This is a genomic window from Algoriphagus limi (genome assembly GCF_024919275.1).
In the GTDB taxonomy this organism is placed as follows: Bacteria; Bacteroidota; Bacteroidia; order Cytophagales; family Cyclobacteriaceae; genus Algoriphagus; species Algoriphagus limi.
This window is the reverse complement of the sequence record NZ_JANWGH010000001.1, coordinates 1,697,226-1,717,652: the sequence shown is the minus strand read 5'-3', so window position 1 is coordinate 1,717,652 and position 20,427 is coordinate 1,697,226. Positions and strand designations below refer to the sequence as shown.

The following is a 20,427-nucleotide window of genomic DNA, read 5'->3' as shown; positions in this document are numbered from 1 at the left end:
TTAGACAAAAAATCGAGTAAAAATAAACCCAAAGACTAGAGCGGTAGTTTGATTAAGTATGAGGAGAAAATTTACCCCAATTATTATTCTTTTGCTGACACTTCTTGGAGTAGAATTACAAGCTCAGGAGGTTCAAGAAAAGCAAGTCTTATTAAAAAAAGCTAGAGAGGAAGTACAATCTAATCTTCAAAAAACCTTAGAAAAACTAAGATATATTCCTAACCAAGGATATTTAAGTCAATTCTCCTACTTGAATGCAAATGGAGAATTTGACCTAGGCGATGGATTTGTATCTAAAGTTCAATTTTTAGATGAATCAGGTAGTCCTGTTTTTTATGCTCCTCACAATAAGAATGCGGCAATTACAACAGGTGCTGTTACTCTCCAGCCTGATGGGGAATTAGGTTTGGACTTGACTGGAAAAGGTCTTACAGTCGGTATTTTTGATCAAACAAGACCTAAACCTGACCATGTTGAATTTCAGGGTAGACTTACTCAGATTGACGGGTCATCAGAAGATTTAAGTACGCATGCAACACATGTTACCGGTACAGTTTTAGGTGGAGGAGTAAATCCTATGGCTAAAGGAATGGCCTATGAAGCTACAGGATGGTCCTTTAATTGGGAATCAGACATTTCCAAGATGAATGCCAATGCCTACGATCCTGAAACAAAAACGAATGGCATGCTCATCTCTAATCATTCCTATGGGATTGTTTTAGGTTGGAGAATTAATAATGGTTCCTGGCAATGGGTAGGTAATCCTGCTGTTGATCCTGATAAAGACTGGCGTTTTGGTTTTTATAGTACAAAGAGTCAAGCAATTGATGAATTGCTTTATTCCAAGCCATATTATAGCGTGGTTTGGTCAGCCGGGAATGACCGGGATGATGTAGGAGATGGTACGCGCGACCCAGATGGTCCAGATGATACGATTGGACCAGAAGGAGTTGCGAAGAATAATTTTGCCATTGGAGCTGTAGAGCAGGTTTTGGATTATAATGGTCCTGAGGATGTAAAAATGAGCGGATTTTCTTCTTGGGGCCCCGTTGATGATGGAAGAATTAAGCCTGATTTAGTGGCAATGGGAGTAGGTGTTTTTAGTGCTTCCATTGGCCCTCAAGGTGGAGATAGCTATGCGAGCCAAAGCGGTACCTCTATGGCAGCGCCAAATGCCACAGGTTCCATGTTTTTGCTTCAGCAATTATTTTCTGAGCGAAATTCCGGGCGATTTATGCTTTCATCCTCTTTGAAAGCTTTGGCTATTCATACGGCCAAAGAAGCCGGTCCTGCTCCTGGGCCTGATTACATGTATGGTTGGGGCTTATTGGATGTTAATGCTGCTGCAAAAATCATCCTCAATGAAGATGGAACTTCTCAATTTATCAGGGAAGACATTCTTGGAAATGGAGAAATACATGAGTTTAAATTCGTATCGGATGGCGTGACTCCGATCCGGGCAACGATAGCATGGACAGATCCTGCTGGGAGTCCCCCAGGCCAAGCAAATAACCCAACCAATTTGATGTTGGTTAATGACTTGGATCTACGAATTTTTGATGAAGATGGTAAAGAGTTTTTCCCGTGGACATTGGACCCTTCCCAACGTGCCGGGGCTCGGGCTGTAAGAACTTCAGACAATTTCAGAGATAACGTTGAGCAGGTTTTAATTGATAGTCCTGAGCCGAAACTATACACTGTTCGCATCAGCCATAAGAATGATCTACAATTCGATGTACAGCAATATGCTTTTGTCTTCACAGGAGGTACTGTGGATGGAGCAGATGAAACCTTGTATTGGATTGGTGGTGCAAATGGAGATTGGAATGACGGAAATAACTGGTCATCTACCTCTGGAGGAAGTCCTGCTGGCAAAATCCCAAGTTCAGGCAGTAGAGTTGTTTTTGAAGGAAGAGATGGTGGTGCAGCAACTGTTAATTTCCCTACTACTGCTAATGCCTTCAGTATAAACCTATTTGGTGATCAAACTTTATCCTTTGACCTCCAAGGAAATGAAGTAAAGGTTACCAACGGCTTCCGAGTAAGTAACCAAATAACTGAGATCAAGAATGGTTCTTTGGTGTTCGAAAACTCAGATGAAAACTCGCATTTAGTTGAATTTGGTCAGACCACCTTCGACAACGTGAACCTGAATTTCAATTCAGGAAATTGGAGATTAATTGATGCCGATGTTTTAGGGAATTTGAGAATTGATGGAGCGCATGTAAAAAGTGATATGGCTTTCATACAATTGAAATCCTTAGAAATGGTCGGATCGGGTTCATTGGACGGAAGTTTTTCCTTCTTGAATTTTGAAGAAGATTTTATAGTAGAGCCAAATGCTAGTCTGAAATCCGCTGTCACTGTGACTTTCAATGGAGAAAATGGTCTGTTCAATGTGCTTACTTCAGAACCTGTCCAAGAACTTCATGTAGCATCAGGTAATTTGACCTTGTTAAGTGAAGGGTTTGAACATTTGAATATCGAGAGTGCAAAGGTCTTTTTGGATCGGGAAACTGCTACTGCCAATCGTCTTTCTATGGGCACTTCCTCAGAATTGGATTTAGGTCCAAATGGCGAATTGGTGATTCAGGAGGAGATTGTTTCCACAGCTACTGAATCGGCAAGTGCAAAAATTAGAGCCACCAATAAAGGCAAGATTGTTCATAACATTTACAGAAAGTATTGTTTCGAAAATCTTGAAGTAGAGAATGTGGATTTAGAAGGGCAAGCTATCGTCAATTTGGGGACCGCGGCTTCCATTACCAATTCAGATGGTTGGCTCGCTCAAAATTGTGATGATGTGCTTTTCGCCAATTTCCGAGTGCTTTATCCTTGTGAAGGAGCAGCGGTTACTTTCGAAAATCTCAGTGAAGGAGCAATATCCTCTTATGCTTGGGATTTCGATGGAATAGGTAATTCTACCCTTGAGAATCCATTCTTTGTCTTTGATTCTCCAGGCACTTACACCGTGAAGTTGACAATTGCTAATGAATCAGGGTCTACGCTTTTTGAGCAGACCGTTGAAATCGGAAGTAATGAGCTTGTAAAGCCCGTAATTGTGGCTAATGGGAATTCATTGACCTCGCAGCAGCCTGGGGATGCTTATCAATGGTATCTAAATGGCGAAGCAATTCCGGGTGCAACTACTCGTTCTATTCAAGCTGATTCGGATGGTTCCTATCAAGTAGCAATCTTCAATGAAATCTGTAATAGAGTTTCCGATCCAGTAGTGATTTCAGCTATTCCAAATCAAGAGCAGGAATTATCAAGGTTTGGGATTTTTGTGGGTCCAATACCATCTGATGATCAAATCAAAGTAATGATCTCAAATGAATATCGAGGACCAATTTCTTTGTCAATCGTAGATATGGCAGGTCGGGTTTATCGAACCATGGACCTAAGTAAAAATACGGATGAAGTTGACGTAGAATTGAACTTACCATTCACTAGAGGAATTTATATACTGAAAATTAATACCAACCATTTAACCTTACACAAAAAAGTAATTAAACAATGAGAAAATTAGTAATTGTAGCTTTCCTTTTTTTAGCTCAAGTATCCTACGGACAGCTTTCAAATATTGACATGAATGGTGCTCCTGCCAGACTTTCCGGTTATTCAGGAGTGGAAGGTTCACCGTATCTATTTGAAGATTGGTCAAGAGGAGATATTTCCCTTTCAAATGCGGGATTAAAGGAAAACGTGGCTTATAAATTCAATATTTATGAGAATGAGCTAGAAGTAATCAATGAGGCAGGGAATAAGATCTACCTCAATAAAGCTTATGTGGAATATGCAATGCTTGAGCGTCCTTCTATCGTTATTGCAAACAATACTGAGCAGGGACTTTTGACCAGATTGCTGTTCAAGAAAGGATTCGATATGATCGATGGAGTAAAGCCCGATGATTTGGTGAATGTGATTGCAGAAGGAGAGAAATACACCTTGGTTCGTAAATTCTATTCTGACTTGGTTACTCCTCCTAAAAATAGCTATGCGCCAACCCCAGGCAAGTTGTTTGTTTTCGAAGAACGATTCTTTCTGATTGATGCTAATAATAAGGTAGAATCTGTAAGAGCTAAGACAAATAATATTATCAAGTCCTTAAATGAAAAGGATGCTGATTTGGCAAAGCAAATTGTCAAAGACAATAAGTTGGATCTTTCTCGCGAAGATCACTTGGTGCTATTCTTTCAAAAACTGAATGAGGCTTAAATCCCCGTTAAAATCAATGGTAAAGCCCTGATTATTATCAGGGCTTTTGTATTTTGACCAGATTTTCAATCTCTGATCTTTTACCTACCTTTGCAGCGAATTTCTAGTGCCGATGATCTACGTTTGCCGAAAAGAGCATTTCAATGCCGCCCATAAGCTTTGGAATCCAAATTGGTCCGATGAAAAAAACTTTGAGGTTTTTGGACCTTGCGCCAATGTGAACTGGCATGGGCATAATTTTGAGTTGATCGTGACTGTAAAGGGGATTCCTGATCCTGGAACAGGTTTTGTGGTAGACTTAAAAGAATTGAGTACTCTTATCAAGAAGCTAGTGATTGATAAAGTAGATCATAAAAACTTGAATCTAGATGTGGACTTCATGCAGGGGAAAATGGCTTCTTGCGAGATTCTAATTATGGAATTTTGGAAAATCCTAGAGCCAGCCATTAAGGAAATTACTCCAAATGGTGGTTTGCATAAATTGACTCTGTATGAAACTCCGAGGAATTTTGTGGAGTATTTTGGTGAGTGATTTTTTTCACCACAGAGGAAAAGGAGATTTTTTTATTAGAATTTAATTTTCGCTTCTTATTTAATTTTAGATTTTTAGTGAAATAGGTTAATTTCCTTCATGGGTGATTTTGATATTACTGAAATAATAATCGGTGAAGCTATTTATGTACATCGAAGTTTAGGTCCAGGTTTACTCGAAAGTACCTATCAAAACTGTTTGTATCATCGGCTTAAAACCACAGGGTTAAAGGTTGAAAAAGAAAAGCCATTACCTGTTTATTTTGATGGTTTGTATCTTGAATGTGGTTACCGTTTAGACTTGGTGGTTGAGGATCAAGTTGTATTGGAATTAAAAAGCGTAAAAAAGTTAAAGGATATTCATAAAGCTCAAATGATTACTTATCTCAAATTGAGTGGTTATAAAATTGGTTTATTAATGAATTTCAATGTCCTAAAGCTTGTCAATGGTTTAATAAGATTAAAAAACTAGCTTATCCCCTGTGTCCTCTGTGGTAAATAAAAAGAAACTCTACATCATATCCGGTGAGCGATCAGGTGATTTGCATGCTTCAAATTTGGTGGCTGCTGTGAAAAAGCTTTCGCCTGAAATTGAATTCCGGGGAATGGGGGGGAGCTATTCTCAAGATGCAGGAGTTGATTTGGCTGTTGATTATTCAGAGGTCGCTTTGATGGGTTTTTTGGAGGTGGTTTTGGGATTTCAGAAGGTGTTGAAATATCTCCGATTGGTTAAAGAAGATATTTTGGAATATAAACCGGATGCGGTGATTCTAGTGGATTATGGTGGTTTCAATATGAAAATTGCAGCATTTGCAACTGACAATGGAATTCCGGTCCACTATTACATTCCTCCAAAGGTTTGGGCTTGGAACCAAAAAAGAGCCTTAAAACTCAAGGCATTCACCAATAAGATTTACAGTATTCTTCCCTTTGAGCCAGAGTTTTTTCAAAAGTTTGATATGGAGGTTGAATATATAGGGAATCCACTTTTGGATGAAATCAGAAAGTTCAAACCTCATGAATTTTTCTTTCAAAAAAATGAGCTAAGCTACGCTCCTATCATTGCCCTACTGCCGGGAAGCAGGAAACAGGAAGTGAAAGCCATGCTCCAAACTATGGTGGAATTGGTTTCCAAATTTCCATTGGGACAATGGGTAGTGGCAGGAGTGGATAGTCTGGATAAGAGTCTTTATTCTCCCGCTGAAAAAGCAGGGATTAAAGTGGTTTTCAATCAAACTTATGACCTATTATCTCATGCGACTGTTGCAGTGGTTACTTCAGGAACAGCTACTTTAGAAACAGCACTTTTCCGTGTTCCTCAAGTCGTTGTATATCGTACATCTCCGATCTCCTATCAGATTGGAAGGCGAGTAATTCGCGTTCCTTTTATTTCTTTAGTGAATTTGATTGCGGGTAAAGAAGTAGTGAAAGAATTGATTCAAGATGATTTTTCGCCTGCACAAATTGAAAAAGAACTTAATGCCATTTTTACAAATCCCATTCATAAGGGTGAAATATTTCAGGGCTATGATGAGATTCTTGAAAAACTAGGAGATCAATCTGCTTCTGAGACAGTTGCAAAAAGGATAATTGAAAGCTTGAAGTAGCGTTCCTATTTTTTGTTTTAGTTATTTCCTTTAAAAATCAATAATTTGAAGAAATCCTAATCCTATGAAAAGAATCTATTTACTCCTTTTAGCAGGGATGTTTTCAATTTCTGCCTTCCCTCAATCTGTCGATGGAATAATTCAAGATCGTGTTCAGAAATTGGACGCCATGCTTGAAGAAGCAATTGCTGAACAGCAGGTTCCCGGCCTCGTGGCCATGGTTTTAAAAGACGGAAAAGTAGTTTATCATGAAGCGAAAGGATATGCGGATGTTGCTTCAAAAAGCTCCATGAAAAAAGATCATATTTTCAGGATAGCATCTCAGACAAAAGCAATAACATCGACGGCAGTTATGATTCTTTGGGAAGAGGGGAAATTCCGTTTGGATGATCCTATTTCCAAATACATTCCCGAGTTCAAAAACCCACAGGTTTTAACTGGATTTCGCTATGGAGATACTACCTATACGACTAGGCCAGCAAGTCAAGAAATTACGATTCGGCATTTATTGACGCATACCTCTGGTATAGGCTATGGTGTCATCGATGGAGATGAGCGGATGAAGATGATTTATCATAAAGCCGGAGTTGTCGACCTATTTACCACTGAAGATATCTCCATTAAAGAGAGTGTAATGAGGTTGGCTAAACTTCCGCTTCATCACGATCCGGGCGCCAAATTCACTTATTCTGAAGGACTGGATGTTCTAGGTTATTTCATTGAGGTGATCAGTGGACAACCTTTTGATGAGTTTTTGAAAGAGCGGATTTTTGATCCTTTGGAGATGAATGACACCCGTTTTTATCTTTCCTCCGCCCAAGCACCTCGATTAGTGACTGTTCATACATTTAGAGAAGGGAATTGGCAAGCCTATCCGGTTACCTTTTATGATCCTGATTATCCAAGAAAAGGTGCAAAGCGCTTTTTCTCTGGTGGAGCAGGACTATCCAGTACTACGGAAGATTATGCCAAATTTCTCCAAATGTATCTCAACAGAGGTGAGTTAAATGGAAAGCGAATTTTAAGCTCAAAGACAATTGAAACCATGATGAAGAATCAAGTTGGTGAATTGATGCAAGGGGATAAAAAATATGGTTTGGCCTTTGGTTTAGTAACAGATGAAGGAGTTGCCACAGGAGGTATAGGAAGTGAAGGGACCTTTGATTGGGGAGGATATTTCAATACTCAATATTTTGCAGATCCGGAGGAGAATATCATAGGCCTGATCTTTAAACAAACTTCCGGTGCTGGAAATGGAGATCAAACAAGCTGGAAATTCAGGCAAATGGTTTTTACGCTAATTGAATAAAAATCAAGAGTTTGGAAATTATTAAGGGGAGTTATTAGCTCCCCTTTTTTCTTATGAAAAAAAAAATTCAGCAAATTATAGTATTGAACTTCAAAAATTATCATAGGATTTTATTGGTAAGTTAATGTAAATCAGTATCTTATACTTATTCAAAACCTTGCCCTATGAAAAAGAGAGACTTTTTAAGGAAAACCCTTGCTGGGTTTGGAGGGATTGTAGCACTGCCCGTAGCAGGAAGTGTGTCCCAATCAAAAAACTCCATCAATCAAGATGAGAAATGCTTGAAATCGCCCTCTGAAACCCGTGGGCCATTTCCAAATAAATCTCCAGCCGAGTTAATGCGCACAAATATTGTTGCAGATAGGCAGGGAATTGCACTTTTGATTAATTTAAAAATACAAAACAGCGGGGAGCCATGTGAACCATTATCAGGAGCCGAAGTAGATATCTGGCATTGTGATGCAAAAGGATATTATAGCCAATATGGCAATCACCCCTTGCAAGAAAAGGATTTTACAAAGGTTTCTTTTCTAAGAGGACGTCAGACAACTGATGCTAATGGTGAGGTTTCATTTATCAGTATTTTTCCAGGTTGGTATCCGGGCAGAGCCCCTCATATTCATGTGGATGTTTTGAAGGGTGGTAAAATTGTTTTGAGTACTCAGATTGCATTTCCGAATGAAGCTACTGAAGAGGTTTATGCAAGTCAGGAATACAAAGGACCTGAGGACACTCCCAATGAAGCGGATGGAATTTTTCGAAATAGCCTAGAAGGGAATATGGCTGATTCTCTTCTGGGAAACCTCAGCGATGGTTATTCCTTAAGAAAGGTACTCACTGTAGGGTGATTGGATTTTAATTTTGAGTTTTAAGATTATCCCCATCCCTAAAATGGAGCCTTCTAAAAACCAAAGCAGATAGCATAGTGAGTACTCCTATTACCAAAAAAGTATAGCGAAATGCCTGATGAATTTCGCCTTGAATTAATTTTTCATCTCCTTCGAATAATTTGAGAACAACCAATCCAAAGGCGACTCCAAAGCCTATGGCCAGTTGTTGATTGACTGATAGAAGTGAATTGCCGCTGCTCGTATGATAAGGCCGCAAATCAGCAATGGCAATGGTGTTCATAGAGGTGAATTGAATGGAGTTGAAAAAACCGAGAATTGCAATAATTGGAATATGCCAATAAATGGAGCTTTCTAGTCCTGGGATAGAAAAGGAGCTGATCAAAAGCCCAATAACTAGTGTATTAAAAATCAAGGTTTTACGATAGCCAAGAGATTTTAGGATTTTTAGAACAACCGATTTTCCAATCATAGCAGTTAAGGCCATGGGTGCTACAATCCAACCTGAAATGACAGCTGATTTTCCATAGGCAATCTGAATCATTAAGGGTAAAAGTAGCGGAACAGAGCTGATTCCTAAGCGTGTGGCTAGATTTCCAATTATTCCAACCCGAAAAGTCCTGACCTGAAAAAGTTCCAAAGGGAAAATAGGTTCGACTTGCTTTTTTGCATGGCGATAGTAGAAATAGAGCAATAGAAATCCGAAAAATAAGCCCAATAAAAGCGGGGTTGTTTGAACGGAGTTCCCCAAAAGTTCTAGAGAGACGGAAAGTATAAAAGTTGCAGCTGCGAAAATAAAAAAGCCTTTAATATCAAAACCTGATGAGTGGGAGTGATAATCCGGAAGATAAATTACGCTCAGGATAATCCCCATCAGGGCTATGGGTAAATTGATCAAAAAGATCCAGTGCCAGGAGACATAATCTACCATATAGCCACCAACCAAAGGTCCTAATATTGGCCCAATCAAAGCAGGGACAATCGCATAATTCATGGCCCGAACCAGCTCATTTTTGGGAAAGGTTTTGATTAAGGTGAGCCTTCCTACGGGTGTCATCATACTCCCGCCCACTCCCTGAATCACCCGGGAAATAACAAGGTGGGTAAGATTTTGGGAAAGTGAACAAAGAAGTGATCCAAGCGCAAATAGGGTCAAAGCGGAAATGAAGACTTTTTTGGTACCAAAGCGATCCGCCATAAACCCACTGATAGGCATCAATAAAGCCACTGTCAGCACATAGCTGATGATGGCATTTTGCATGTTTAAAGGGGATTCATTCAGGTCTTCTGCAATGGCAGGAAGTGATGTATTCAAGATGGTAGAATCCAGCATCAACATAAAAATGGCGGTAGCCAAGATGATGGGGAGGATTTGTTTGTTTTTTAAATGGACCTGATCTGAATTCATCTAGAACCAGTATAAAAGTATTTGCTAAGTATTCTCAATATAAGGTTAGGTCCTGGCCTGCTCCAAAAGTTCCTTTGAGACTTTAGCTTATCTAGCTTTTTGAGAAAGAATATTCGAAAGTTCCAGCGCACATCCCCAAGCTACAGTAAATCCTGCTCCTCCATGTCCATAATTATGAAAGACATTTGGGTAATCGGAATCAAACTCGAATCTGACAGCACTTCGTTTGGGTCGAAGGCCTACAATAACTTCCAGAATTTTAGGGTCTGATTCAATCCCAAAGGCTTTGAGTCGACTTAAAATCAAATTAGTGTCATTTGGATCAATGGATTCATTCCAGTCATCATCATAGTCTGTGCCTCCAATGACGGAGTCCTTACTTCGATTGATGATATAGGAGAGTGCTCCTTTTTTGGTAGGATCAGCGAAAGAAGGAACCGTAAGTTTTTCTGCCCGAAGAATCTGTCCACGCATAGGATGAAGATCTTCATCCTCACATAAGGCCCTTGCACCAAGCCCGGTACAATTAATAACCCATGAATCGAGGTTGGCTATTTCTTCCATATTTGTTAGGTTTTTTTGCTCAAATGTTCCACCCGAACTTAAAAACTTTTCAAACAAATAAGGTAGGTAAAGTGGAGGTTTGGCCAGCGGCACTTCAGCAATGAGTCCTTTTTCCATGCCCTTGGGTAATTCTTCAGGTTTAGCTTTTCTGACAGTTCCCGGCGGTAATTGATCAACCCATTCTTCTTTGCTTTCATCAACATAGGCATTGAGAAAAGGGACAAAGGAAATACCGGGAGCAATTCCAGCTTCTTTTTTATATCGATCAAAAGATTGAGCAGCCCAGAAGCTTGACTTTTTTATAGGTTCGATGGCATAGGGAAACCAAACAGCCCCAACTTTATTGGAAAGTGTTTTATCAAATCGCTCTTTGGCAACAATGCGAACTTGAAAACCTTGCTCTTGAAGTGCATTTGCAGTGGTGAGTCCGATAATTCCCGATCCGATAACCGTTACAGACTTCATTGCTCAAATAACTGAATCCGGTCACTTTCAGCTGCCAAATAGCCAAAGGAAGAGAATGCTTGGCTATCCAACAATTCTTCCATAAGTAATCGAGCCTGAGTCGTGTCTCCGTGATATAAATACCAATTGGCAACACCGTATCGAATGGCATCATTGGAAGGGTTGCCTGGGCCAGTTTGAATGAGTGAATCTACAGGAATCCAACCTTTGTAAAGATGGCAAAGGTCCGCATAGCTTTGGTTTTCAATGACGGTTGAGTCAGCATGAATCGGAGCCAAGAGCGAATCAGCTTTTTCAGGATTTCCCATCCTTTGCTGAATCATATACAGCCAATGCGTGCTGGAAACGATATTATCGTAATTATTTCCGCTTTCCCGGCATTTAAGGTAAGCCTCATAGGCTTTTTCGTAGTTGTGCTTGAGGTAGTAGGCTAAGCCTAAATGGTAGTAAATATTCCCATGAAGGGTACTCACAGGAATATTCAAGGCATTGGGCATGCCATCCAGCTCTATTTCATTGGTTGTGCCTTGAATCAACTCGGCAGCCTTTTCTAAATCTGCGATCGCTTGATCATATTCTCGAATGGAGATATAGCGATGGCCTCTATGTCGATAGAGTCGGGGGTCTTTAGGGAATTTTTCTATTCCTTTGCTATAGATAGAAATTGCTTCTTGGTATTGCCCCAAATACGCTGTCCTTCGGCCAAACCAAATCAAGGCTTCAACATCTTCCGGATTGGCTAGGTAAGTTGCCTTTGCTTCATCATATTGGGCTATACTCTTTTCAGAGGGTTGGGGGATTTCGTAGGTTTTACCCAATGGAGTGGTAAAGGAAGTTTCCTTTTCTATTTCTTTCTTTTTCTCCTGCTTTTGGGTACAAGCAAAAAGAATTGAAAGGCAACAAAGCATTAAAATAAAACGCATGGCAGATTTAAATAAAGGTGTTTTTCTAGGAGTTGATTAATTCTTGAAAATTAAATTCCCAAAGCTTTTCGATTGAAAATGCAATTGGGGGATGCTTCCTTTCCATTCAAAATTGCCAGCGTATTCTCAACCGTCATGGTACACATTTGAGTGTAGGTGGTTTTTGTTAAGCTGCCAACATGCGCAGTAATTAATGTATTTGGATGTTTGATCAAAGGCTCATCCGCTTCTGGCGGTTCTACCGCCAAAACATCAGCTGCAAAACCTCCTAATTTCCCTGATTCCAAAGCTTCATTTAAAGCTTTTTGATCTATGATTTTTCCTCTTGCAGTATTAATCAGAAGTGCGCCTTTTTTCATTTGTGCCAATGCTTCTGAATTGATCATGTTTTCGGTTTCTGAAGTGAGAGGAAGGTGGAGACTGATAATATCTGAATTATTCAATACTTCCTGAAGGGAAAGCATAGGGTAGGGTACATCTTCCTTAAAAGCACTCCAATAACAAACTTTCATTCCCAATGCCTCGGCGATTTTAGCGACCTTTTTTCCGATGTTTCCCATTCCCAAAATCCCAAGTGTCTTGCCATGGACCTCATCTCCTACATAATTTCCTCGATCTTTCCAGCGTCCTTCCTTGACCATGGAAAATGCGGTATACATGTTTCGCTGTAGATTGAGAATAAGGCTTATGGTATGTTCAGCAATAGTATTGGCATTGCTATTGGGCGCATTGACGACTTTGATTTTCCGTTTGGAAGCCTCATCAACATCGATATTATCCAAGCCAACTCCAGCTCGCGCAATTAGTTGAAGACTGGGGATTTGGTCCATCAAATTTGCTCGGACCTGACCTTTTCCTCGGGTGATGATTGCTTGGATATTTCCTTCTTCAATGGCTGCTTGCAAGACTTCCTCGTTAAAGGCCAAAATCACCTCATAGGAATTGTCCGCAAGGAGTATTTCCATGGCTTCCTCTGCCAAGGTCTCCAAAAGCAAAATCTTTTGCTTCATTTATTCTTATGGTAAAGGGTGGCATCTTTGGACTTGTAGCCTCGGAAATCATTTCTACCGGAAACATAAATCCCAGGCTTGAACAGTTCGTCTTCAAATATCTTAGGGTCAATTTTTGCATCTGGAGCAGAGGAAAGCTCAAGAAGATTTCCGGATGGGTCCCGAACAAACATCTGAATCGGTCCATCGGGTAATTGTCGTACATAGCCCCAAGGATTGACGTCAATTACTCCCAGTTCCTTCATTCGCCAATAGATGGCATTGATATCATCTACTTGCAGACACATGTGTCCACGGAAAGAATATACATCATCCCATTCGGTCAGGTGTAGTTGTTGGTCTTCATTGATCTTGAAGAAAGCGGTCGGATAGTCAAATAAAAATGCAGGGATTGGTTCCATCCCCAATTCCATTTCATAAAACTCACAAGCCTCTTCCAAATTGCTTACCACTAAGGCAATGTGATTGATTTGTATTGCTTTTGCCATGATTTTATTGTTTGAATTCGTTTACAAAATCCCAATTGGGGGTCAATCCCAATCCAGGTTTATCGGGTTTAGCCAGCATGCCATGCTGGTCGACACTGATTTTTTCATTCACCAAATCATACATCATTGGATTTCCTCCCAAGGAAAATTCAATGACATTGGCTGAAGGGGAGGCAAAGGCAATGGAAGCACCTGCCATAAAGGAAAATGCAGATCCCCAACAATGAGGAGCCAGCTCCAATTGATAAGTATGAGCTAATTGGGCTACCCGCATCGCTTCGGTAATTCCTCCTATGATGGCGCAATCAGGTTGAATGACATCCAAGGCTTTCTCAGCAATCAGGTCCCGTACATCAAAAGCGGTGTATTCACTTTCTCCAGCTGCAATCGGAATGTGGGTACTAGCCCGAACTTCCGCAGTTCCTATTTTATTGTCCGGACAGATAGGTTCTTCAAACCAATACAAATTACAATCTGCAACCCCTCTACAAAATTGTTTGGCCTCTGGAACGCTGAAGGTGCCATGAGCATCCGTCATCAATTTGATATGATCAGGGAGTGCTTCCCGGGCAGCTTTCACGCGTTTGATACTTTCTCCCACACTTTCATCCATGACACCAACTCGCATTTTGACTCCGGAAAATCCTTTTTCGGTATAACCCAATAATTGTTCTCCTATGGCTTCAGCATTGGCCCAGCCACCACTTGCATAGGCTGGCATTTTATCCCTACAACTTCCTCCTAAAAGATCCACAATCGGGGCACCCAAGGATTTTCCCTTGATATCCCACAAGGCAGTATCGATTCCACTCAAGGCTGAAATAGTTAGTCCTCTTCTTCCTAAAATTGGGAATTTGCGACCTCTGGAAAGGGCATAATGGTCTCTTGTCCCATTGTAAACAATCTCCCAAATTCGATTAATTTCTCCTGCATCCTGACCAATAAGAGCAGGTTTGAGTTCATGCTCGATACAACTCACGATGCTGGCGCAGGACCCCGAAGAACCTACAGCTGCTTTGGCCTCTCCGAAGCCTTGCAAACCTGTATCGGTGGTAACCACCACCAAAGTCATGTCGAAATTGGTCAATAGTCCATAGTCGGAGCGATGTTGCTTTTCCTTGGGAATAGGACAGCGCAACCAATAAGCCTCTATGTTGACGATCTTCATGATAGGTAAGGCTTTAGAAGGTCTGCTGATCGCTGAGTAAGCATGGAATAAAACTCTTCCGTAATGGCTGTGCTACCGTGATCCTGTAAAAATTTCAATTGCTCCTCACTCAATCCTTCCGGTGCCTCGTCAATGGAATTTGGATAAGGGTTGGCTGGGGTACGATCTATAGGAGGACAGAATTCAACTGAAAGCGTTTCATCATAGCCAATTTCAGCCAAGGTACTCATGATTCGTTTCCAGTCTAGTTTGCCCATTCCTGGAGCCATGCGGTTGTTGTCAGCAACATGAAAATTCACCAGTCGGGACCCCATTCGCTTCATAGTGGCAAACATGTCCACTTCTTCAATATTCATATGGAAAGTATCCAAACATACCCCGCAATTCGGGCCTACCGCTTCGGCCAAAGCCAATGCCTGATCACCTCGATTGATAAAGTAGGTTTCAAATCGATTGATTGGTTCGATTCCAATTCGAAGACCATTTGCTTCGGTAAATTCATAAACTTGTTTGACTCCTTCTACTGCCCATTCCCACTCTTCTTCAGGTCGTGCGTCCGGGATGATCTTGCCTACAGTAGCAGGTACCAAGGAAATCACTTTTCCTCCCAAATCCTTGACCATTTGAGCAAGGTCTAAAACATATTGTACAGAGCGTTTGCGCTGATCAGGGTCCTTAGCTAAGAGGTTTCGTTCTTCAAGCATGAGGGTGACCGAACCCCAACATTGGATTCCGTATTTTTCAAGCAGCTCTTTCACCTCTTGTGTATCATACATTTCGGGGGCGCCCTGTATTTCTAAATGGGTATATCCGAGCGCTGAAATTCGCTTCAAAGTACTCTCCAGCGTTTCCGCCCGCATCCAATTATGAATGGCTAATCGCATAGGTTTATTGTCATTGTTTTAGATCGAATAAGATACTTGAAAATTTTGAAAACTGGGATTCCATTGAAATAGTCTTTTGTTATTCTCCATAAATGACAAAAGGAGATTTAGAGGTATCTTAAGAAGATTTGATAAAGAAAAGTAATAAGGGTTAAGATGAAAAATAAAAATTATAGCCCACGGTTTCAACCGTGGGCCATTCAAATTTACAGCTTCAAAATAGTGAATAATCACTTCACAAATAGCACCCCAACTCCTGCTTCCTGTGCCATTTGGTTAAAGGAAGGAATTGCTGTTTGAATCAAGCGTTCGCCTTCATCCTTAAGCGGTTTCCACTCTTCCATCAGACGAGCATATTCAGCTTTGGTCCCTTCATTGATTTTCGGGATGCTGCTTTCGCCATGATTCAGCATAAAGAGGAAGTTAGCGGTAAACTTATTCGGGAAGTTTTCCACGTCGTCGTACGCGGTAGATCTTCGTTGGATCATATTCTCGTCCCATGCCTTGAGCTCACTGAGTAGTTTTTCGCCTTCAGTTTTCAGGTCCGAATACTTGCTTTTTCCTTCCAGTTTCTTCAGCAAGTCTGAAAGTTGGTCCTGATAGTTCTTGGCCGTATTGACCATCTCGTGCATGGAGGTCACCTCCCCCTCAAGTTGACTCATCCAAGCATGATAGGCTTGATAATCTGAAGGACTTAAGTTGTAATCAGGGAGATCTTTGATTTCGGCTTTTGCCTCCGAACTTGCACCCATGCCGCTTAAGCGAACTGTGTAGGTTCCCGGGATGGCCTTATGACCACGGTAACTCGACTCGATATAAGCGCCCGGAATTCCCGGCATGGTCGGATAGCGCAAATCCCATACAAAACGATTCAATCCTTTTCGGGTGGAAATGATCGGTTCCATTGGAGGACCACCCGCCCAAGTTTTGGCTTCAGGGTCTCTTTTTGAAGAGATTTTTCTCACCAAATTCCCCTGTGCATCCAGAATCTCCAAGGTTAATTCGGTAGAATCTGTTACCGATTCTGGAAGTGAATAGTGAATCACCATGCCATTCGCTGGATTCAATCCCTGGAAAGGATGTGTTCCGGAAAAATCATCCAAATTCCCTCCATTCATACTGGAATACCAATTTGCCAAAAGGGCATCTTCAGGGGTGTAGAGGGTGATCTGATCTACATCCGCTTTTACTTCCCGCACAACATTCAGTTCGTCCAAAATCCAAAAAGATCTTCCCGAAGTCGCCACAATCAAATCATCATGGGCCACTTTCAAGTCGGTGATCGGGGTAATGGGTAGGTTCAATTGGAAGGATTCCCAATTGGCTCCTCCATCTCGGGAGATATACATTCCCTGTTCGGTGCCTGCATAAAGCAGTCCCTCTTTTTCGGTATCTTCCCGAACTACCCGAGTAAAGGCTCCATAAGGTATTCCTTTGGAAATATTGGTCCAGGTCTTTCCATAGTCGGTAGTTTTGTAGATCGCCGGGGTGTAATCATTGAATTTGTAGCGGGTCGTGGCGATGTAGGCCGTAGCCGGATCATGAGGGGAAACTTCAATCGCATTCACCAAAGTTTCCTGCATGCCTTTCGGTGTGACATTGGTCCAAGTGGCTCCATTGTCTTGAGTCAGGTGAACCAGACCATCATCACTTCCGGTCCAAATCACTCCATCCTCATGTGGGCTTTCGATTACATAGGCGATGGTTCCATAATTCTCTGCCCCTACTGCCTCATTGGTAAAGGGTACACCCGGAGTTCCCTGCTTTTCCTTTTCATTTCGAGTCAGATCGGGTGATACTTCTGTCCAAGTTTGTCCCCAATCCTGAGTTTTCAGCAACACTTGGGCTCCATGATAAAAAGTGTTCGGTTCGTGTTGAGACCAAATAATCGGAGCGTTCCAGTTGAAGCGATATTTCATGTCCTTAGCGCTCATTCCGAGGTATTGGATGGGAGCCGCCATGATATTAGTCGAACCCTGGGTCTGCATGTCCAAGACCTCAATCGTTCCCTGATAGCTTCCGCCTAAAACATATCTTGGGTCGTCCGGATCAAAGGCTAGGAAGGCAGATTCCCCACCTGCGGAGTAATTCCAATGCTCTTCTCCGATTCCTCCTCGGCCCAAAGCCATGCTGGAAATGACCACGGAAGTATTGTCCTGTTGCCCTCCATAAATTCGGTAAGGGAATTGGTTGTCTGTATTGATTCGATAAAACTGCGCCGTAGGCATATTATTTTGAGTGGACCAGGTTTCTCCCCCATTGAAAGTGATGGAACCGCCTCCATCATCTGCCAAAATCATATTTTTGGAGTTATTGGGGTTGATCCAAAGATCGTGGTAGTCTCCATGCGCTCCGTCTATGGCTTCAAAGGTTTTTCCTCCGTCAAATGACTTCAGCATTGGCGCGCTTTGCACCCAAACGGTATTTTCATCATTCGGATCGGCAAAAACTTCTATGTAATACCAAGCGCGCTGAGTCAGTCGATTATCCTTGTTGACCAAGGTCCAGCTTTCTCCTGCGTCATTCGATACAAACAAGCCGCCTAGGTCTTTATAGGTATCGCTTTCCACCAAAGCATAAACCTTATTTGGGTTGGCGCGGGAAACGGAAACGGCCATTTTCCCTTTTTCCTTTGGTAGCCCATTTTCTATTTTCTTCCAGGTTTCGCCGGAATCTGTGGACTTGTACATACCCGAACCCGGACCGCCTGACTTCACCTGCCACGGCAAACGCTGATGCTCCCACATGGCCGCATAAAGTACTTCAGGAGTATTCATGTCCATAGAAAGCTCCACGGCCCCGGTTTTGTCATCTACATAAAGAACCTTTTCCCAGGTATCGCCTCCATCGGTAGATTTAAAGACTCCTCGATCGGGATTGGGAGCGTTTAAAGCTCCTTGCGCTGCAACATAGACAATGTCTGGATTCGATGGGTGAATCTGAATTCTTGAAATGTGTTCTGTTTTTTCCAGGCCGAGTTTTTTCCAGGTTTTTCCTGCGTCAGTAGATTTATAGACTCCGTCTCCATAGGAAGTCATCACGCCTCTTGGTGCATGCTCGCCCATTCCTACATAGACGATATTGGGATTGCTTTCGGAGACTGCGACGGCACCTACCGATCCTGTGGTGAAAAAGCCATCCGAAATATTTTCCCAATGCTGTCCGGCATCGCTGGTTTTCCAGAGTCCTCCTCCTGTGGTGCCAAAGTAGTAGGTGAGAGGATCGCCCACCACTCCGGTAGCTGTTACAGAACGACCACCTCGATAGGGGCCGATATTTCTGTATTTGATGGGGAGATTTTGGTCAAAATTGACTTGGCCTACTGCTTCAAAAGTGAGAAGGAGCAGGAACAAAAAGATACTTTTCTTCATGATTTGGTGGTTTTGGCTTTAAGTTAGGAAATTGAGCCGAAACTTCAGTAGATCAAAAAATTACATAAGAGTTCAAATAAAAAAGCCATCTCGAAAATTGAGATGGCTTTTATAGTGTTTATTACTTAGTTATTTCTTGAATTTCCCCTTGCGCTACTGCTGGATCGAGTAGGTGCCTTTTTACTTGAGCTGCTTCTGCTCGGAGTAGCTACTTTGGAACTGCTTTTACTCGAGGATTGTACCCGCGAACTACTTCGAGTAGGAGTTTGGGTTCTGCTGCTGCTTCTTTTTGGAGCCTCTACCCGGGTATTTCTACTGCTAGGGGCCTGTACTCGACTACTCGAACGCTGAGGAGCAGCTTGTACATTTCGCTGTCTGCTTGGCGCTGGAGCCTTAGTTACCGAAGAGCTACGGGTAGAAGGTTGTACTCTGCTAGAGGATCCGCTTCGGCTTCTAGCGGAATTGTCCGGTCTTACCGAATTTTCCCGGCTGTTTGGGCTAGATTGAACTCGGCTAGAGCGACTATCCTGCCTCGGAGCTTCATAGGGTCTAGTCTCGAAGCTTTTGCTTGGAGAGCTTGATCTACCAGGCTGAACGCTTCTGCTTGAGCTTCGGCTAGGTGAGGCAGCTTGAGTTCGAGAGCCGGTATTTGATTCGGTTCTTACTCTCGGAGAACTTTCCATCGTACGGCTTCTGCTTGGGCTAGTGGCATTCACAGATCTTCGACTTCTGGCCTCATTTGACTCAAGTACTCGAGAAGGTCTAGCTTCTGCAGTTCTGCTTCGGCTGGATTGCAAATCAGGTCGATACATACTTACCCGGTTATTGGAAACTGCCACACGGCCAGGTCTTGCACTATTCTCTAGTCTATAGACAGGGACGTTTCTTCCAGTAACTCTACGGATTTCTCGGCTGCTAGGACCTGCCACATAAGTGTTGTTGTTATAGACCACGGTATTGTTGATCACGGTAGTTCTATTGATGATCTTGATTTTAGTACGGTGAGGAGCATAATATCTCCAAGCATAGCGGTCGTAGATTCTTCTTTGAGGAAGGAAAACCCAATGGAAGCTAGGGATGCCTACTCGAACACTGATCGAAATCCTAGGTCCCAAAGGTGCCCATCCATAGTAGCCACCGCCTGTTCTCCAACTCACCCAAGCAGGACCCCAATCATAACCAGGAATCCAAGCCCAGCTTTGATAGAAGTCATCGTAATACCAGCGGCCGTAGTGGAAAGGAGCCCAGCCCCAATCATAATAAGAAACCCAGGTGTTTCCGAATTCGGTCATAGCCCAATGCCCATTGGTGCCGTATGGATGGAAGTCAGGGCCCACAGCAGGTAGCCAGATAAATCCATATCGGGCATCTTTTACCCAATCACCATAAGGCATCAATTCATCATAGAATACCTGAAAGGATACCCCATTGTAATTTTCTGCTTTTGCGGAAGAAAAGGAAAGCAGACTCAGGGAAAATATCACCATCATAAGTGCTGCTGTCCATCGAGAGATAAGTTTGGTTTTCATGGTTTCGTTGGTTTAGTTGGACAAATAAATCGGGGCAGGTTTAGTGGCTGCTTCCATTTCTTAGATGCAATTATTCTAAAAAAGGATGCATGCATACTAAAACT

General features: G+C 42.1%; 16 protein-coding genes. 7 read left to right on the top strand and 9 right to left on the bottom strand.

Going from position 1 to position 20,427, the window contains the following annotated elements; all coding sequences use genetic code 11:
* Window positions 1-58: 58 nt before the first annotated feature.
* The 7 genes from NY014_RS07390 (at window position 59) to NY014_RS07360 (ending at window position 8,513) form a co-directional block, all read left to right on the top strand.
* Window positions 59-3,520, top strand: a complete 3,462-nt coding sequence (locus NY014_RS07390) for a S8 family serine peptidase (RefSeq protein WP_259413919.1) — start codon at window positions 59-61, stop codon at window positions 3,518-3,520.
* A complete protein-coding gene (locus NY014_RS07385) occupies window positions 3,517-4,218 on the top strand; it encodes a hypothetical protein (protein ID WP_259413918.1) in 702 nt (233 codons plus the stop codon). The genes NY014_RS07390 and NY014_RS07385 overlap by 4 nt, the downstream gene beginning before the upstream one ends.
* Window positions 4,219-4,330: 112 nt before the next feature.
* Window positions 4,331-4,750 carry a 6-pyruvoyl trahydropterin synthase family protein gene (locus tag NY014_RS07380; protein WP_259413917.1) on the top strand — a complete coding sequence of 140 codons (420 nt, stop codon included), beginning with the start codon at window positions 4,331-4,333 and terminating at the stop codon, window positions 4,748-4,750.
* Window positions 4,751-4,849: 99 nt separating this feature from the next.
* Window positions 4,850-5,221 carry a GxxExxY protein gene (locus NY014_RS07375; RefSeq protein ID WP_259413916.1) on the top strand — a complete coding sequence of 124 codons (372 nt, stop codon included), beginning with the start codon at window positions 4,850-4,852 and terminating at the stop codon, window positions 5,219-5,221.
* Window positions 5,222-5,240: 19 nt separating this feature from the next.
* Window positions 5,241-6,356, top strand: a complete 1,116-nt coding sequence (gene lpxB / locus NY014_RS07370; protein ID WP_259414145.1) for a lipid-A-disaccharide synthase — start codon at window positions 5,241-5,243, stop codon at window positions 6,354-6,356.
* A 64-nt stretch (window positions 6,357-6,420) separates the two neighbouring features.
* Window positions 6,421-7,665 (top strand): serine hydrolase domain-containing protein, encoded by a 1,245-nt coding sequence (locus NY014_RS07365; RefSeq protein ID WP_259413915.1) that lies wholly within the window; start codon window positions 6,421-6,423, stop codon window positions 7,663-7,665.
* Window positions 7,666-7,829: 164 nt separating this feature from the next.
* Window positions 7,830-8,513: a dioxygenase family protein gene (locus NY014_RS07360; RefSeq protein ID WP_259413914.1), complete on the top strand. Its 684-nt coding sequence runs from the start codon at window positions 7,830-7,832 to the stop codon at window positions 8,511-8,513.
* A gap of 7 nt (window positions 8,514-8,520) precedes the next feature.
* On the opposite strand, the gene NY014_RS07355 is transcribed toward NY014_RS07360, so the two are convergent.
* The 9 genes from NY014_RS07355 to NY014_RS07315 all read right to left on the bottom strand — a co-directional run bounded on the left by NY014_RS07355 (window position 8,521) and on the right by NY014_RS07315 (window position 20,323).
* Window positions 8,521-9,921 carry an MFS transporter gene (locus NY014_RS07355; protein WP_259413913.1) on the bottom strand — a complete coding sequence of 467 codons (1,401 nt, stop codon included), beginning with the start codon at window positions 9,919-9,921 and terminating at the stop codon, window positions 8,521-8,523.
* An 87-nt stretch (window positions 9,922-10,008) separates the two neighbouring features.
* Window positions 10,009-10,950 carry an FAD-dependent oxidoreductase gene (locus tag NY014_RS07350; RefSeq protein ID WP_259413912.1) on the bottom strand — a complete coding sequence of 314 codons (942 nt, stop codon included), beginning with the start codon at window positions 10,948-10,950 and terminating at the stop codon, window positions 10,009-10,011.
* Entirely contained in the window at window positions 10,947-11,873 is a 927-nt protein-coding gene (locus NY014_RS07345) for a tetratricopeptide repeat protein (protein ID WP_259413911.1), read from the bottom strand. Before NY014_RS07345 ends, NY014_RS07350 begins: the two co-directional genes overlap by 4 nt.
* A gap of 50 nt (window positions 11,874-11,923) precedes the next feature.
* The gene (locus NY014_RS07340) at window positions 11,924-12,883 is read right to left on the bottom strand and encodes a 2-hydroxyacid dehydrogenase (RefSeq protein WP_259413910.1); all 960 of its coding nucleotides are present in this window, start codon (window positions 12,881-12,883) and stop codon (window positions 11,924-11,926) included.
* Window positions 12,880-13,371, bottom strand: a complete 492-nt coding sequence (locus NY014_RS07335; protein ID WP_259413909.1) for a VOC family protein — start codon at window positions 13,369-13,371, stop codon at window positions 12,880-12,882. Before NY014_RS07335 ends, NY014_RS07340 begins: the two co-directional genes overlap by 4 nt.
* A 4-nt stretch (window positions 13,372-13,375) precedes the next feature.
* Window positions 13,376-14,539, bottom strand: a complete 1,164-nt coding sequence (locus NY014_RS07330) for a mandelate racemase/muconate lactonizing enzyme family protein (protein ID WP_259413908.1) — start codon at window positions 14,537-14,539, stop codon at window positions 13,376-13,378.
* Window positions 14,536-15,423, bottom strand: coding sequence for a sugar phosphate isomerase/epimerase family protein (locus NY014_RS07325; protein WP_259413907.1), 888 nt, complete (start codon window positions 15,421-15,423; stop codon window positions 14,536-14,538). Before NY014_RS07325 ends, NY014_RS07330 begins: the two co-directional genes overlap by 4 nt.
* 230 nt (window positions 15,424-15,653) lie before the next feature.
* Window positions 15,654-18,794, bottom strand: coding sequence for a VPS10 domain-containing protein (locus NY014_RS07320; protein WP_259413906.1), 3,141 nt, complete (start codon window positions 18,792-18,794; stop codon window positions 15,654-15,656).
* A 125-nt stretch (window positions 18,795-18,919) separates the two neighbouring features.
* Window positions 18,920-20,323, bottom strand: coding sequence for a DUF6600 domain-containing protein (locus NY014_RS07315; protein ID WP_259413905.1), 1,404 nt, complete (start codon window positions 20,321-20,323; stop codon window positions 18,920-18,922).
* Between the last annotated feature and the right edge of the window lie 104 nt (window positions 20,324-20,427).